The organism is Pseudomonas sp. A-RE-19 (assembly GCF_019956555.1).
In the GTDB taxonomy this organism is placed as follows: Bacteria; Pseudomonadota; Gammaproteobacteria; order Pseudomonadales; family Pseudomonadaceae; genus Aquipseudomonas.
Window position 1 is genome coordinate 98,705 of sequence record NZ_JAHBDQ010000016.1, and the last position, 15,618, is coordinate 114,322.

14 protein-coding genes and 1 pseudogene are annotated in these 15,618 nt (G+C 61.3%); 9 read left to right on the forward strand and 6 right to left on the reverse strand.

What is annotated here, in order from left to right; translation table 11 throughout:
- Positions 1-15 precede the first annotated feature (15 nt).
- Both KGB14_RS12535 and KGB14_RS12540 read right to left on the reverse strand, forming a co-directional pair.
- Positions 16-486 carry a DUF2271 domain-containing protein gene (locus tag KGB14_RS12535; protein ID WP_223487019.1) on the reverse strand — a complete coding sequence of 157 codons (471 nt, stop codon included), beginning with the start codon at positions 484-486 and terminating at the stop codon, positions 16-18.
- Positions 487-572: 86 nt separating this feature from the next.
- The gene (locus tag KGB14_RS12540; RefSeq protein WP_223487021.1) at positions 573-896 is read right to left on the reverse strand and encodes a PepSY domain-containing protein; all 324 of its coding nucleotides are present in this window, start codon (positions 894-896) and stop codon (positions 573-575) included.
- 131 nt (positions 897-1,027) lie between these two features.
- Between KGB14_RS12540 and KGB14_RS12545 the strand changes: the two genes are divergently transcribed.
- Entirely contained in the window at positions 1,028-1,687 is a 660-nt protein-coding gene (locus tag KGB14_RS12545; RefSeq protein ID WP_223487023.1) for a response regulator transcription factor, read from the forward strand.
- The gene (locus KGB14_RS12550; RefSeq protein ID WP_223487025.1) at positions 1,684-3,027 is read left to right on the forward strand and encodes a sensor histidine kinase; all 1,344 of its coding nucleotides are present in this window, start codon (positions 1,684-1,686) and stop codon (positions 3,025-3,027) included. Before KGB14_RS12545 ends, KGB14_RS12550 begins: the two co-directional genes overlap by 4 nt.
- 189 nt (positions 3,028-3,216) lie before the next feature.
- On the opposite strand, the gene KGB14_RS12555 is transcribed toward KGB14_RS12550, so the two are convergent.
- On the reverse strand, positions 3,217-4,932 hold the full coding sequence (locus KGB14_RS12555) for an amidase (RefSeq protein ID WP_223487027.1): 1,716 nt from the start codon (positions 4,930-4,932) through the stop codon (positions 3,217-3,219).
- Positions 4,933-5,148: 216 nt separating this feature from the next.
- Positions 5,149-5,529 carry a RidA family protein gene (locus KGB14_RS12560; RefSeq protein ID WP_223487029.1) on the reverse strand — a complete coding sequence of 127 codons (381 nt, stop codon included), beginning with the start codon at positions 5,527-5,529 and terminating at the stop codon, positions 5,149-5,151.
- A gap of 365 nt (positions 5,530-5,894) precedes the next feature.
- On the opposite strand from KGB14_RS12560, the gene KGB14_RS12565 reads away from it, so the two are divergent.
- Positions 5,895-7,571: an MFS transporter gene (locus KGB14_RS12565; RefSeq protein WP_223487031.1), complete on the forward strand. Its 1,677-nt coding sequence runs from the start codon at positions 5,895-5,897 to the stop codon at positions 7,569-7,571.
- Positions 7,572-7,720: 149 nt separating this feature from the next.
- Here KGB14_RS12565 and KGB14_RS12570 read toward each other — a convergent pair whose 3' ends face one another.
- Positions 7,721-8,362, reverse strand: coding sequence for an FMN-dependent NADH-azoreductase (locus KGB14_RS12570; protein WP_223487033.1), 642 nt, complete (start codon positions 8,360-8,362; stop codon positions 7,721-7,723).
- Between the two features lie 97 nt (positions 8,363-8,459).
- Between KGB14_RS12570 and KGB14_RS12575 the strand changes: the two genes are divergently transcribed.
- Entirely contained in the window at positions 8,460-9,314 is an 855-nt protein-coding gene (locus KGB14_RS12575; protein ID WP_223487035.1) for a LysR family transcriptional regulator, read from the forward strand.
- A 102-nt stretch (positions 9,315-9,416) separates the two neighbouring features.
- On the opposite strand, the gene KGB14_RS12580 is transcribed toward KGB14_RS12575, so the two are convergent.
- A complete protein-coding gene (locus KGB14_RS12580; RefSeq protein ID WP_223487037.1) occupies positions 9,417-10,505 on the reverse strand; it encodes a LacI family DNA-binding transcriptional regulator in 1,089 nt (362 codons plus the stop codon).
- 138 nt (positions 10,506-10,643) lie between these two features.
- Here KGB14_RS12580 and KGB14_RS12585 point away from each other — a divergent pair, with 138 nt between their 5' ends.
- From KGB14_RS12585 to KGB14_RS12605, 5 genes and pseudogenes are all read left to right on the forward strand, one after another.
- Entirely contained in the window at positions 10,644-11,567 is a 924-nt protein-coding gene (locus tag KGB14_RS12585) for a TIM barrel protein (protein WP_223487038.1), read from the forward strand.
- A 25-nt stretch (positions 11,568-11,592) separates the two neighbouring features.
- The gene (locus KGB14_RS12590) at positions 11,593-12,762 is read left to right on the forward strand and encodes a Gfo/Idh/MocA family protein (RefSeq protein ID WP_223487039.1); all 1,170 of its coding nucleotides are present in this window, start codon (positions 11,593-11,595) and stop codon (positions 12,760-12,762) included.
- Between the two features lie 165 nt (positions 12,763-12,927).
- On the forward strand, positions 12,928-14,148 hold the full coding sequence (locus KGB14_RS12595; protein WP_223487040.1) for a helix-turn-helix domain-containing protein: 1,221 nt from the start codon (positions 12,928-12,930) through the stop codon (positions 14,146-14,148).
- 50 nt (positions 14,149-14,198) lie between these two features.
- Entirely contained in the window at positions 14,199-14,831 is a 633-nt protein-coding gene (locus KGB14_RS12600) for a PQQ-binding-like beta-propeller repeat protein (protein WP_223487041.1), read from the forward strand.
- 83 nt (positions 14,832-14,914) lie between these two features.
- Positions 14,915-15,064 (forward strand): annotated as a pseudogene (locus KGB14_RS12605) (DUF2238 domain-containing protein); the annotation flags it as partial.
- Between the last annotated feature and the right edge of the window lie 554 nt (positions 15,065-15,618).

Consider the following 15,618-nt stretch of genomic DNA (forward strand, 5'->3'; position numbering starts at 1 on the left):
CAGAAATGGCAGGTGCTACAGATCGTAAGTGAAGGATTCGACGTAAGTACTGCCGGTCGCCGGCTTGCCTGCGCCCTTGGACGTCAGGGGCACGCTGACATCGGCGCGGGCGTCACGTTTGTCCTCGACGGCGCTGTCGATGCGGATTTGATACCCGGCATCGATCAGGGTGTCTGCCAGTTCGACGCTGACTTTGAGCGTGCGCCCACTGCCGACACTGGCGCCGCTGACCCCGTCAAACTCGCTCGGGTTCATCCCGCTTCCACGGGCCCAGTCGGCCAGATGCTTGTAATACTTGGCCTTCTTGCCGGCCACCCAGAGGGTTTTCTGATATTGGCCAGTGGCGTCGGTGACGTAGATCGCCAGATACGCATCATTTCCACTGTAATCCTTGAGCTGTGTGGTCAAGGTCACTTCACGGGCCTGGGCCAACCCCGGCAGGGCAATGGCGCCGGCGAGGCAGGTTGCAGCGATGATCTTTTTCATGGCGTTGTCCTTTTGATCGTTAGGTCGAGAGCCTGGACCTGCTTGCTGACAGCAACCTGAAGCGCAGGGAAAAATCTTCGACAGGCTCATTCGGTGTGCGGGTTGCCGAGGTAATCCCTGGCATCGCCGTCGTCCCGGAAATGGATCTCGAGTGTGTGCAGGTGCAGCGATGCCGGTGAGTAACTGGCTTCGATGGTGTTGCCTTTGCGGTCCAATCCCTTGAGCTTGTAACAACCGTCGTCGACCTTGATGCGCTGCACGCTCCAGCCGTATTGCTGCTCCACCTGCTGACGCAAGGTTTCGCGTGGTTGCCAGTCGCTCACCGGGTCGCTGCAGTCTTCATCGGCCAAGGCGTAACCGTTGAGCAGAAAGCTCAATAACGCAGTACTGGCAATAAAAGCGGATTTCATGATCTGTCTCCTGCCGGGGCGGCGTCTGTGGCATACCCTAAGGTGCATTCCTGACAACCACCTGAATCTTCAGATTCACGTCAGGTAAGGCGATTAAGGTGCTGCACGACAATCATCCCAGGAGGTACCAGATGCGGGTTTTATTGGTCGAGGATGCACCCGGGTTGGGGGAGGCGGTGCGCGAGCAGATCGCCGATGACGGCCACGCAGTCGATTGGGTGCAGCGCCTGGACCATGCGCGTAACAGCGTGCGCACCACCCCTTACGACTTGATCTTGCTTGATTTGATGCTGCCGGACGGTCGCGGGCTGGATTTTTTGCGTCAGCAGCGTTCCGCAGGGGACGCGACGCCGGTGATCATCCTGACCGCCCAGGATCAGATATCCGATCGCATCGCCGGCCTCAACGCCGGGGCCGACGACTATCTGGTCAAACCGTTCGACCTGTTTGAGCTCTCGGCCCGCGTGGCTGCGGTGGCCCGCCGTTACAGCGGCAACCCTAACCCGCAGATCAGGCTCGGCCAATTGCAGGTCGACATGAGCGCCCGTACGGTGATGCGGGCCGGCGCGACGGTGGATCTTACGGCGCGGGAGTGGGCGCTGTTCGAGGCATTTGTCCAGCGCCCCAGCGCGCTGCTGTCCAAGGCGCAGCTCGAAGAGCGGTTGTACGCCTTCGGCGCCGAAATCGAGAGCAACACGATCGAGGTCTATATCAGCCGGCTGCGTAAGAAGCTCGGGCGCGACCTGATTGAAACCGTGCGCGGCATGGGTTATCGGTTGGTGTCCGCATGAAGACATCGTCAAGCCTGCAAAAACGTCTCGGCCTGGGGTTGACCCTGGGCATGACCTTGCTTTGGCTGGGGGCGACCGTCGGCGCCTGGCTGGTGGTGCAACATGAATTGAACGAGGCGTTCGACAGCGCGCTGGAAGAGACCGCGCAACGCATCCTGCCCCTGGCCGTTCTGGAAATCAGCAATCGTGAGGAGCCTGGTGATGCACAGCACGTGGCCACCCTGAAAATGCACAAGGAATACCTGACGTATCTGGTGCGCGATGCCAGCGGCAAGATCCTGATGCAGTCCCACGACGCCAACCCGAAGATCTTCAACAAACAGCCGGCTGAAGGTTTCTCCACCACTGAAAAATACCGACTGTATGGCGCCAGTGCGCTGCGCGAAACGCTGTTCATCGAGATCGCCGAACCCCTTGGCCATCGCCGGGAAGCCGCGCGGGAAGCCTTGTTTGCCTTGTTGTTGCCCTTATTGGCGCTGATCCCCATCAGCCTGTTGGGCACCTGGTTATTCGTGCGCATCAGCCTGCGCAGCGTGTTGGCCTATCGTCGTGCCGTGGAGGCTCGTGGGGTGGGTGATCTGTCGCCGATCAAGGTGTCGCGCCTGCCGGCAGAAATCGATCCGTTGGCTGATGCGGTCAACCATCTGCTGGAGCGCTTGCGCAAGGCTTTGGAGGCCGAGCGCAGCTTCACCGCCAATAGCGCCCATGAGCTGCGCACGCCACTGGCCGCGACCCTGGCGCAGGTCCAGCGGCTGCGCCACGAAGCGCCCGAAGGCCCATTGCGGCTGCGTGCGGCAAAGATCGAAAACTCGTTGCGCGAGTTGGCGCGGCTCTCGGAAAAACTCATGCAACTGGCCAAGGCCGAGGGCGGTGGGCTGTTGTCCGAAACGCCCCAGGACCTCATTCCGTTGTTGGCCCATGTGGTTGATGAGTGGAACCACAGCAGCGCTCGCCACATCGAGCTGCAGCTGCCAACCCAGGCCAGCGTGTACTCGGCGATAGATCCGGATGCTTTCGGTATTCTGTTGCGCAACCTGATCGAGAATGCGCTGAAGTACGGCGCGACGGATCAACCGATCGAAGTCAGCCTCACCGACCAGGCGCTGCTGCGGGTGGTCAATGGCGGCCCCGCGGTGCCGGAGCCCGTGTTGCAGCACCTGACCGAACGTTTTGTGCGCGGTCACAGTGAAGTCAGCGGGTCAGGGTTGGGGTTGGCGATTGCCAAAACCATTGTGCAGGGGGTCAACGGGCGAATGACGTTGGTATCGCCGGCAACCGGCCGACGGGAGGGATTCGAAGTCCGCGTCTGGTTGCCGCTTGCGTCGACTATTGAAGGCTGAAGGCAACGCTTTGCATGCGTTTTCACATCCACGCGAGGCGCTCGCCAAGGCAATAATCGAAGTGATGGCGGAGCCTCTTCACGGTGGGTCGGGCAGCGGTACCCAAGTGCACCTGCTGCCCTTCGAAATCGTGACGATTGAAAGTCTCTGAAATAACGAATGGTCAGGGATCAACGATCCCCGCCATTGCTATTTTTTGCCGCCCGACAAGGGTGGGGTTCGAGGCGGGATCAATCGTTTCGTCCCCATCGATTCAAACGCCGACGCCAGGCGAAGCAGCGTCGAATCGTCATAGGCACGACCGGCAAAGGTCAGCCCGACGGGCATGCCGATGTCCGGCATGACGCCCATCGGCACAGTGACCGTGGGAACACCCAGATGGCGAATGGCAAGGTTGCCGTTGGCGACCCAGATGCCGTTGCTCCACGCGATATCCGCAGACTTCGGATCGACATCGGCATTCGCCGGGCCAACGTCGGCCACCGTCGGGAAGATCACCGCGTCGAGCCCCAACCGATCCATCCAGTCCTCAAGGTCGATTCGGCGCGTCTGTTCAAGGCCGCGTAGTCCGTCCGGCACCGTAGCGATCTGGTCCCACGGAGTGATGCCGCGCTCGGCCATCCGCACATACTCGTCCATGCCGGCGGCAAGGTCGCCCTCGCGGTTGGGCAGCGTCCCCGGGTCGTGCGGGAAAATCAGCGGTCCGTTCACATCGACCAGGCGATTGAGTGTTGGATCGCCGTTGGCCCGCAGAAAATCATCGAACGCCCAGGCCGTCAGATCCCACAATTCATGGTGGAGGAACTCCTTGGAAACGATGCCGCGATTGAACACTGTCGGCGCACCCGGACGATCACCCTCGCAATTGGAGACCAGCGGGAAATCGACCTCGACCACTTCGGCACCACAAGCTTCGAGTGCCTTGCGCGCCTGTTCCCAGAGCCCGATCACAGAGGGACGGGTGTTGATTCGCTGCCCCGTCGGACCACCGATGCCGGGCGCATCGCTCGTGCCTGCATCGGCATCTGCGTTGATGTACATACGAGGAACGCCAAAGCGCTTTCCAGCGAGTGCATCGGTATTCGCGGCAAGCGACCCATAGGAGGCAGGACGCACCGAGGCGACACTCGGAATGGGCACCCAGGGTTGCATCCGCCACAGATCACCCCGGGTGTCGGGATCCTCCGCCACCACCACGTCGAGCACTTCGAGCAGGTCGGCCATGGTTCTGGCAAACGGCACGACAACGTCCATGGTCGGCGTCAACGGCCAGTTCCCGCGCACCGAAATCACCCCGCGCGAAGGCGTATAGGCGCACAAACCATTGTTCGAGGCAGGACCGCGGCCGCTCGACCAGGTTTCTTCAGCCAGGCCGAAGGCCGCGAAACTGGCGGCGGTTGCAGTACCGGCGCCGTTCGATGAGCCCGATGCGAAGGGGGCGGTGAGATAGTCAGCGTTGTACGGGCTCTCGGCACGGCCGTAGACCCCGCGCTGCATACCGCCGTTGGCCATGGGCGGCATGTTGGTCTTGCCCAGGCAGATCGCCCCGGCGGCGCGAAGCCGTTCGATGGTGAACGCATCGCGATAAGCAATCAGGTTGGCGAAGGCGGGACTTCCGGAGGCTGCGGTAAGCCCCTTCACCAGATAACTGTCCTTGGCCGTATAGGGGATGCCATCGAGCGGACCCAGCGTCTGGCCCTTGGCCCGACGGGCATCGGACGCCTGCGCTTCGTTGAGCGCATCGGGGTTGCGAACCACCACTGCGTTGAGGGCGGTGGGCGTGTCGGGGCCGTCATAGGCATCGATCCGGGCGAGATAGGCCTGGACAAGCTCAACCGCCGTTGTCTGGCCGGATTCGAGCGCGGCACGCAGTTCGGCGATGGAAACTTCGGTGACTTCGATCATGCTGTTACCGTGGGCTGCTGATGGGTGACTTGATGTTGGGCTCAGGGACATCACTTATCTCAAAATGGGTTTTCATATCGGTTCTCATTGCACGGCATTACGTAACAGGGCCTGGAGCTACAACCTGAGTTCTGTTTAATACTATGCCGGGAACAGAGGAATCGGTGTAACGGTTCGCACGCCGTTGTCGACTTCTGGCCGGACAAGCCCACGAACTCAGCCCTTGGCCGCCATCGCAGTAACTTCCACACGCATGCCTTCGACCGCCAGAGCGGCCACGCCAACGGCGGCGCGTACCGGCCAGGGCTGGGTGAAGAAGCGCTGGTAGACTTCGTTGAAGGCGGCGCGGTCGGCCATGTCGGTGAGGTAGATGGTCAGATGCAGCACCCGGTCCATGGAACTGCCGGCGTGCTCCAGCGCTACCTTGAGCGCTTGCAGCGTGCATTCGCTTTGCAAGGTGATGTCGCCCAGCTCCAGACTGCCGTCGGCGCGGGTGGGGATTTGCGTGGAGACCAGCAGGCCGCCGAAACCGGCGACGTCGGAGGAGATGGATTCCGGGTCCGGGTCGGGGAGGAAGGTGAGGTCGTGGTTTGCCATAAGGATCTCTTATTGGAGGTGGTAAGCGGCGGTGTAGGGGGCGGCCGGCCCCCATCGTCAGCGGGCTCGGTCTGGGGCATTCAATGAGGCAATGCCTTTTGAACGGCCAGTTTACAGCCCCATCGTCGGGCTGGTCGTGAATTAGCTCGAAAAGCCGGAAGGGCGCGTTCGGCGCGGGATGGCGGGCGAGTGGATATCTGCGGGAAGCCGATTATGCTTCAAGAAACCTTCCAGTGATGTGAGGCCGTCCGCCTGTTTCCATGCTTCGCGCAATCCGTAATCCGATGACATCAGCCCTAGGGCCTGGGTGCGGCAAAACAGTAATGAGGTACTCCGGCCTACAACAAGAAAGACGGAGAAGACTCATGGCCGCAATCGACACTACAACCACGGGCAGCGCGCCCAACCGAGGGATAACCAGGGAGGAGCGCAAGGTTATTTTCGCCTCGTCCCTGGGCACCGTTTTCGAATGGTATGACTTCTACCTTTACGGCTCCCTCGCCGCGATCATCGCCAAGCACTTCTTCGCCGGCGTCAATGAGACAACGTCCTTCATCTTCGCGCTGCTCGCGTTCGCCGCGGGCTTCGCCGTACGCCCCTTCGGCGCCATTGTGTTCGGGCGACTGGGCGACATGATCGGGCGCAAGCACACGTTCCTCATCACCATTGTCATCATGGGTACATCCACTGCCGTAGTGGGTTTTCTGCCCGGCTATACGACCATCGGGGTGGCGGCGCCAGTCATCCTGATCACCCTGCGCCTGCTGCAAGGCCTGGCCCTGGGCGGTGAATACGGTGGCGCGGCGACTTACGTGGCCGAACATGCGCCGAAAGGCAAGCGCGGCTACTTCACTTCGTGGATCCAGACCACTGCGACCCTCGGTCTGTTCCTCTCGCTGCTGGTGATCCTCGCCTGCCGCACTATCCTCGGCACCGAAGCCTTCGAGGCCTGGGGCTGGCGGATTCCCTTCCTGCTGTCGATCCTGCTGCTGATCGTCTCGGTCTACATCCGCTTGCAACTCAGCGAGTCGCCGGTGTTCAAGAAGATGAAGGAAGAAGGCAAGTCTTCCATGGCACCGCTGACCGAATCCTTCGCCCGTTGGGACAATCTCAAGATAGTGATCATGGCATTGCTCGGCGGTACCGCCGGCCAGGCCGTGGTCTGGTACACCGGGCAGTTCTACGCGCTGTTTTTCCTGCTGCAGACGCTCAAGATCGACCCGCAGACCGCCAACTATCTGATTGCCGGTTCCCTGTTGATCGGCACGCCGTTCTTCGTTGTGTTCGGCAGCCTGTCCGACCGCATCGGCCGCAAGGGAATCATCATGGCCGGCTGCATTCTCGCGGCGCTGACCTACTTCCCGATCTTCCATGCGTTGACTCAATACGGTAACCCCGACGTGTTCATCGCACAGGCGAAGAACCCGGTCACTGTGATTGCCGATCCCAGCCAGTGCTCGTTCCAGTTCGACCCGGTGGGCAAGGCCAAATTCACCAGCTCCTGCGACCTCGCCAAGACTCTGCTGGCGAAGAAGGCCATCCCCTACAAAAACGAGAAGGCCGAAGCGGGCGCGGTCGCGCAGGTTCGCATCGGCGACAAGGTGATCCCGAGCTTCGAGGGCACCGGCATGCCGGCCGCCGACTTCAAGACCCGCAACGATGCCTTGACCGCCACCCTCGGCACTGCCCTCAAGGACGCCGGCTACCCCGAAAAGGCCGATCCGGCCAAGACCAATTACCCGATGGTGCTGCTGCTCCTGACCATCCTGGTGATCTACGTGACCATGGTTTACGGCCCGATCGCCGCGTGGCTGGTGGAACTCTTCCCGGCGCGCATCCGCTACACCTCGATGTCGCTGCCATACCACATCGGTAACGGATGGTTCGGCGGCTTTCTGCCCACAGTGGCATTCGCGATGGTCGCGGCCACGGGGGATATCTACTACGGCCTGTGGTACCCCATCGTCATCGCCGTGATGACGGCCATTCTCGGCACTTTCTTCCTGCCGGAAACCAAGGATCGGGAAATTCATCACGCATAGGTTGGGCCGCTCACCCGTCCGAAACCTGATTCCGGGTCGGCGAGGTGAAGATTGCAGGCGCAGGTTCAACCGCCGCAATGAAAATGGGCGATCTCTTGGATCGCCCATTTTTTTCTTAACGCAATCATCCAGCGAGAGCGCCTGAAGCGTCAGCCAACGAGACTGTCTGCCAACCTCCTGGCCTGCTGAGTCGCGGCCTCACGCGCACTAAGGTCAACGTCCTCCCCCAGGATGGTTTTCTCGACAATCACCGAGTGCACATCGCTCACTCCAATAAATTGCAGCCACGCTTCCACGTAGGGCTTCTGAAAGTCGAAGCGCTCCGCCGGCGTGATCGATTGCGCCGAAAAATCCAGGCCGCGGGCGTATATCACCACGGCGGTTTTGTTGTGCAGCATGCCCTCCAGTCCGCGTTCCGGATCAAAGCTGAACAGAATGTCTTTCTGTGACACCAAGTCGATGAAGTGCTTGAGTTTGTACGGGATGCTGAAATTCCACAGCGGCACGGACATCACCAGGACGTCCGCGCGGTGCAGGAACGCGGCCAGATCTTTCAAGGTGTTCCAGGCGTCCTGCTGCGCCGGAGTCAAGGGGGTGCCATTAAGCCCAGCGTATTTGGCGTCCATGGCAAGCTCGTCGAATTCCGGCAAAACCCTGTTCCAAAGATCGAGGGTGATGATTTCGGTATCTGAGGTGTTTTCTTGATAACGCGCAATGAAGCGGCGGGCGACTTCAAGGGAGGCCGACCGCTGTTTGCGCGGGGAACATTCGATATGCAGAAGGGTGGTCATGGAGTGTCTCGGTCGGTGGGGAATTTGGAACATTGCAACATAGTTTTATTTGGAATATAAATTGTGAATAAATAAACAATTAATCACGAATACAACTATGTTCGATGTTCTGTTGTTAAAAACATTCGTCACCGTCGTCGATGAAGAAGGTTTCAGTCGCGCAGCCGAAAAGCTGCACCTGACCCAATCTGCGGTCAGCGGTCACTTGCGGCGACTGGAAGAACAGGTCGGTAAACCGCTGTTGAAGCGTACGACCCGTTCCCAGCAATTGACGCCCGATGGTGAGCGCCTGATCGCTTATGCGCGGACGATCCTCGCGCTGAACCGTGATGCCTGGGCGCAACTGACGCGCACGCCGTTTCACGGGCGGGTGCGGATCGGGGTGTCGGAGGATTTTGTCGAAGTGCGGTTACTGCGGGCTTTTCAGGATTTCGCGACGCAGTACCCGGGCATGGAAATCGACGTGCAGGTGGGCATTCCTGGTACGTTGCTGAGCCTGATGAAGCAAGGCGATCTGGAGCTGGTCATCGGTTCTCTGTGCGAAACCAGCGAAGCAGGGTTGCTACTGTGGCAAGAACCGCTGGTGTGGGCCTGGTCGGCGCAACCCGTCACCCAGTTACCGACACCGTTGCCGCTGGCGCTGTTCCCTGAGCCCTGTCCTTATCGTGAGATAGCGCTGAGGCGGCTGGCTCAGGCAGGGATTGCCCAACGTACGGCGATGTCATGCACCAGCACCGCCGGGTTGCGGGCGGCGGCGTTGGCTGGTTTTGCGGTGGCGCCGATGACGGTCAGTCAATTGGGGTTGGGACTGGCGGCTCTGGGTGCGGAACAAGGGTTGCCGGATCTGCCGGATGCGCAGTTTCGGTTGTTTACCTCTGCTGACGCGGATCAGGCGATTGTGGCAGCGCTCTCTCAGCTCATTGTGGAGTATTGCTCCACGCGAAGGGCTTGACAGTCATCGGTAACAAATTCGGGGAGTAGGGGGCTGCGGGCTTCATTCCACATCAACCCGACGGTGTTGCCCGGCAAAATCCGCTCGATGCCTTGTCCGCCACTAAACACTTTCCGGTACGTCAATCTGCAGCGAAAGCATGAACTTCGCTGCGTTGTCCGACGCTGGATCTATCGCCGCGTCCACCATGGTCCTGACTGCCGTTTGCGCCAGTGCCTCGACGGGATGTGACAGCACGGCTTGAACGATGCCGTCACGCAGGGCGGCCCGGGTGATGGGGGTCAGGTCGTGACACACCACGACGGGCAGCGCGATGCGCTGGGCTTTCAGTTCGCGCAGGGCGCTGATGACGCCTTCGATACCGCCGCCCGCGACATACAGGCCGATGAGGTCGGGCTGGCTGGTCAGCAGGTCGAGCGTGCCGGCATAGGCGAACTCTTCATCCTCCAGGGTCAGGCGCGTCGCCAGTAATTCCCAGTCCTGGGGTTGTTCCGACAGGAAAGAACGCCAACTCATTTCGCACAGCTCCTGGCACTGAAAGCGCTGGGTGCCGACCATCACGGCCACAGGTCCCGGTTGCGCGGCCAGGTGCTTGATGAACCAGCCGGCGGTCCGGCCCATGGCGCGGTTGTCGACACCGACATAACCGGCACCGGCCGAGGCGCTCAACTCGGACACCAGAGCGACCACGGGAATGCCCGCCGCTCGCAACTGTGCCATGGCCTCGCGCACGGCCGGATGATCAGCGGCCACCACGCCCAGGGCATCGACTTCGCCTTTCAGTTTGAGGATGCGTTCTGCGGTGGCGGCCGGGGCCAGGTCATCGATGTAGTGGATCATTACCCGAACCTGTGCCCGCACGCTGGTCGTCGCAGCCTCGGCCAGGGCCTTGGCCAGCCCCTGATAAAACGCCACGCCACGCTTTTGCAGCAGGAACCCCAACCGCACCGTCGGGCGCTGCTGCAGCACGCGTTGTTCGATCACATTACGTCCGTAGAAACCGAGTCGGGCGGCGGCCTCGGCGATGCGTTGCGCGGTATCGGCGCGCACATTGGCTCGCAGGTTCATCACCCGGTCCACGGTGGACAGGCTCACTCCGGCGGCCAGGGCCACGTCTTCCATGGTTGAACGACGACCGAGCGGGTTGCCGGCTTCTGACAAGGAATGCTCTGACCAAGAATCTTCTGACATGAAATGAAAGCCTATCTGAAGCTTTTGACGGGTTTTGACAGGTTATGCCGAGGGACTATAGCAGCCGTGGACCTGCTCACCTTAGGATTTCTTCGAGCCAGACAACGCGACTCATAACAATAATCATCGGAGCCCGACATGACCCTCCACATCTCCACCGCGCCTTGTTGCTGGGGCGTAGACGACGTCAACAATCCTCATCTGCCAGCGTGGCAACAGGTCCTTGGCGAAGCGGCGCAAGCGGGGTATCGCGGCATTGAACTGGGGCCATACGGCTACCTTCCGCAAGACGCTGTCGCGGTAGGCCCGGTACTGGCCGAACAGGGCCTGCACGTGGTGGCCGGCACGGTGTTCGACGATCTGGTCGACCCGGCCAATCTGCCTGATCTGCTGGAGCAAACCCGAAATATCTGTGCGTTGCTAAAGCAGTTGCCGGCGATACCACTGGAGCCAGGGCAACGCTTTGCCATGCCCTGTCTGGTGGTGATCGATTGGGGGCATGAGGAACGCGATTACGCCGCCGGCCACTCCGAACGCGCACCGCGTCTGGCGCCCGATGCCTGGCGGGGCATGATGGCCCACATCCGCGCCATCGCTGAGCTGGCATGGACGGAATATGGCATCCGCACGGTGATTCATCCGCACGCCGGGGGCTACATCGAGTTCGCTGACGAGTTGGCTCGACTGGTCGAAGACATCCCCGACGAAGTGGCCGGCCTCTGTCTGGACACCGGCCATCTGTACTACGCCGGCATGGACCCGGTGCAGACCCTGCGTCAGTACGCGGACCGCGTGGATTACCTGCATTTCAAAGACATCGATCAGGCCGTGTTCGATCAGGTACTGGGCGAACACATCACCTTCTTTGCCGCGTGCGCAAAAGGCGTGATGTGCCCGATCGGCCAGGGCGTCATCGACTACCGCGCCTTGCGCGACCTGATCACCGAGATCGGTTATCAGGGTTACATCACGGTCGAGCAAGAACGTGATCCCCGTAACGCCCATGGCAGTTTGCGCGACGTGGCTGCCAGCCGTGCCTACCTGTCTCGGGCAGGTTTCTGATTCCTCTCATGCGAAGGATTTATCGATGATCAATGGCAGCAAGCGTATTCCCCAACCGATCCGTTGGGCCATGGTGGGCGGTGGACGTGACAGTCAGATCGGCTACATCCATCGTTCGGCGGCGCTGCGCGATCAGTCGTTTGTACTGGTGGCCGGCGCCTTCGACCTGGACCCGCAGCGCGGTCGGGACTTCGGCGTGCAACTGGGGGTCGACCCCGAGCGTTGCTATGCCGACTATCGCCGTCTGTTCGAGGGCGAGGCCGGGCGGGCGGATGGCATCCAGGCCGTTTCCGTGGCGACGCCCAATGGCACCCACTTTGAAATCACCAAGGCCGCTCTGGAAGCGGGGCTGCATGTGGTCTGTGAAAAACCATTGTGCTTCACGCTCGAGGAGGCGCAGACCCTGCGGGAAATCGCGTTGTCCCGAAACCGGATAGTGGGGGTGACCTACGGCTACGCCGGACACCAGCTGATCGAGCAGGCTCGGGAAATGATTGCCCGGGGCGAGTTGGGTGAGGTGCGCATGGTGCACATGCAGTTTGCCCATGGCTTCCACTGTGAGGCGGTCGAGGCGCAGAGCGAGGCGACCCAATGGCGGGTCGATCCGCGCCTCGCCGGCCCCAGCTACGTGCTGGGAGACGTCGGCACCCATCCGCTGTACCTGTCGGAAGTCATGCTGCCCGACCTCAAAATCAAAAGGCTGCTGTGCACGCGGCAGAGCTTCGTCAAAAGCCGCGCGCCGCTTGAGGACAACGCCTACACACTGATGGAATACGAAGGCGGGGCGATGGGCAGTTTATGGTCAAGTGCGGTGAACGCCGGCTCGATGCATGGCCAGAAAATTCGCGTGATCGGCTCCAGGGCCAGCCTTGAATGGTGGGACGAGCGACCAAACCAACTGTCATTCGAAGTCCAGGGCCAACCCGCCCAAGTGTTGGAGCGCGGGATGGGTTATCTGCATCCCCACGCGTTGCTCGATGACCGGATCGGCGCCGGGCACCCGGAAGGGCTGTTCGACGCCTGGGCCAACCTCTACTACCGTTTTGCCCTGGCCATGGACGCCGCCAACCGCGGCGATCATGAATTGCTCGCGACGCTGCGTTATCCGGATATCAATGCCGGTGTCGAAGGCGTGCGCTGGGTCGAGCGTTGCGTTCGTTCCGCGGACCTGGGTGGGGTGTGGGTCGATTATTGACGCTTCGCAGGCTGTAGGAGCTGCCGAAGGCTGCGATCTTTTGACTTTGTTTTTCAAGGTCAAGATCAAAAAATCGCAGCCTTCGGCAGCTCCAACAGGGATCAAGTCGTGAGATAGACTGATCAGCGGGCATCGGACGGTGGGGGTGACAGTGGCGCGCTTCAGATGGATTCGCTGATCACGGCGGCGGCGCGTGCACTCGCGGCGGGTGATCCGCTGGGCGCGCTGAACCGCATCGCCTTGCGCGACGATGCGCCTGCGCTCGCGCTTCGCGGCATTGCGATGGCGCAACTGGGCGACCTTGTGCGAGCGAAGGCTCTGGTGCGCCGTGCCGCGCGAGCCTTCGGTCCGAAGGAGGCCTGGGCCCGGGCGCGGTGTGTCGTCGCCGAGGCCGAGATCGCGCTCGCTTCGCGGGACCTGAACTGGCCAACCAAGGCACTCGATGCCGCGCGGGCGATACTTCAGGCACACGGTGATTGGGTCAACGCCGCCCATGCGCGCTACCTCGAGATCCGTCGCTTGCTGCTGATCGGGCACCTCGACGCGGCCGAGCACCGGCTCGTCGAGTTCGATCCGATGCCATTACCGCCCGCTTCGAGGGCGGCCTATGAACTGGTGCTGGCGGGCATCGCGATGCGCCGCTTGCAGACGAAAGCGGCGCGCGCGGCACTTGAACGGGCTGAACATGCCGCACAACACGCCGGGATTGCTGCACTGACCGCAGAGGTCGAAAGCGCCTCGCGCATGCTCGATACTCCGGCGGCGCGGCTGATTGTCGGTGGCCAGGAACAGCCGCTGTTGCTCGATGAAATTGAAGCGTTATTGGCATCGCCCGCGCTGGTCGTGGACGCGTGCCGGTATGTCGTGCGCGACGCAGGCTCTTCGGTTTCGCTTGCCAGGCGTCCGGTATTGTTCGCGCTCGCCCGGGCGCTAAGCGAAGCATGGCCCGCCGACGTGCCGAGGGAGACGCTGATTGCGCGAGCCTTTCGAATGAAGTTCGCGGATGATTCCCATCGCGCGCGGTTACGCGTCGAACTCGGGCGGCTGCGTGGGGCCTTGCGCCTGATCGCCGATGTGGTCGCGACCCGGCGAGGATTTGCGCTGGTGCCGCACGTTGCGCGTGACGTCGTGGTGCTCGCGCGGCCTGTCGAAGAACAGCATGCGACGCTGCTCGCCTTCCTCGCTGACGGTGAGTCGTGGTCGAGTTCGGCCCTGGCGTTGGCGCTGGGTGCCAGTCAGCGCACCGTGCAACGAACCCTCGACATGCTGGCGGCTGCCGGCAAGGTGCAGTCGTTCGGTCATGGTCGGGCCCGTCGCTGGATGACTCCGCCGGTTCCGGGATTCGCGACGGCTTTGTTACTCACAGGGTTGCTGCCGAGTGACTAGCATCGGCTTCACCAACCCAGTGAATGCAGTCAGTGAACGAGGAGCAAGACATGAAACATTCAACAGCTGAAATCATCCGCGAATACGGACCTTTCCCGGGCGTCGACAGCGTGCACGGCGTCACCCATGACGGTCAGCAGGTCTGGTTTGCCTCCGGTGACAAACTCAACGCGCTCGATCCTGAGAGCGGCAAGACGCTGCGCTCGATCGATGTCGCCGCCCATGCCGGCACAGCCTTCGACGGTCAACACCTGTTTCAGATCGCCGAGGACCGCATCCAGAAAATTGACCCGCAGACGGGCCGCGTGCTCTCCACCATCCCCGCGCCCGGCGGTGGCGGTGACTCGGGGCTCGCGTGGGCCGAAGGGACGCTCTGGGTAGGTGAATATCGCGAGCGCAAGATTCATCAGGTCGATCCCCAGACCGGGGCGGTGTTGCGCACCCTCGAGTCCAACCGCTTCGTCACCGGGGTGACCTGGCTCGAGGGCGATCTGTGGCACGGCACTTGGGAAGGTGACGAGAGTGAGCTGCGGCGAGTCGATCCGGCGACGGGCGAGGTTTTGGAGAGTGTCCGGATGCCGGCTGGCGTCGGGGTGTCGGGGCTTGAGTCCGATGGCCATGACCGGTTTTTCTGCGGCGGTGGCAATAGCGGGAAGGTGAGGGCTGTGCGCCGGCCTCAATAAGCGTTGGAGGCGGGTATCGGGCCGCGATACCCGCCCAGTAAAAAACGAACTTGCGAAGCGGCCGTTGCTCGAGCCTGAGCGCTTTCAGCGTCAACAAAGCCCTTGGGTTGCAGCGTAATCATTACGATCGGCTGGTTCATCTGACGTATGGAGCGCTGATGGTCTATCCACTGCGGGAAGTGCTGCTGCGAGTGACGCCGTTGCGCGGTTTCTGGGGCGGTTTTTTTGCGCTGCTACAATCTCATTTATTGCTGCCGAGACCAGGATGCCTGTGCGACGCGCTGGGGGACGGCGCGTGCCCTGTCGAGGCTAGAGAAATAAAAATGCTGTGGAATATTTGGCGAGCCAGTGAGTTGATTTAAGCCATGAGCCCGTTTGGGGCAGTTACTCGGAAGTCTTGAGGGCGGTGACCGCTGAGCCCCCAACTTTGTATCAGGATGCTTGCAGAGGCAGCGAGCGTGGCTGTTACGGTTTGAGAAAGGTTTGGGGCTGTGCCGCAGAGGGTCAGTCGGAAATAGCTTATAGGGCCGGCCCCTGAAATCGCAGTGGAATATGAGTCATTTCCGATACAACCATTACCCATTATTTACATTGGAACGGTGCTCAAAGCCCGGTGAGCACTGTCTGAAAGGGCGAGAAAGGTTGTTTTTCTCGCCTAAACAGAGAGTGAAGTAATGATGTTGAATAAAGCTGTAAAAGTGGCGGTGGTATTCGCCTTATTGTCGTCCCTGTCGGGCTGCTGGATGTTCTTCCCGCCTGGTGGTGGTGGTGGTGGTGGTGGTGGTGG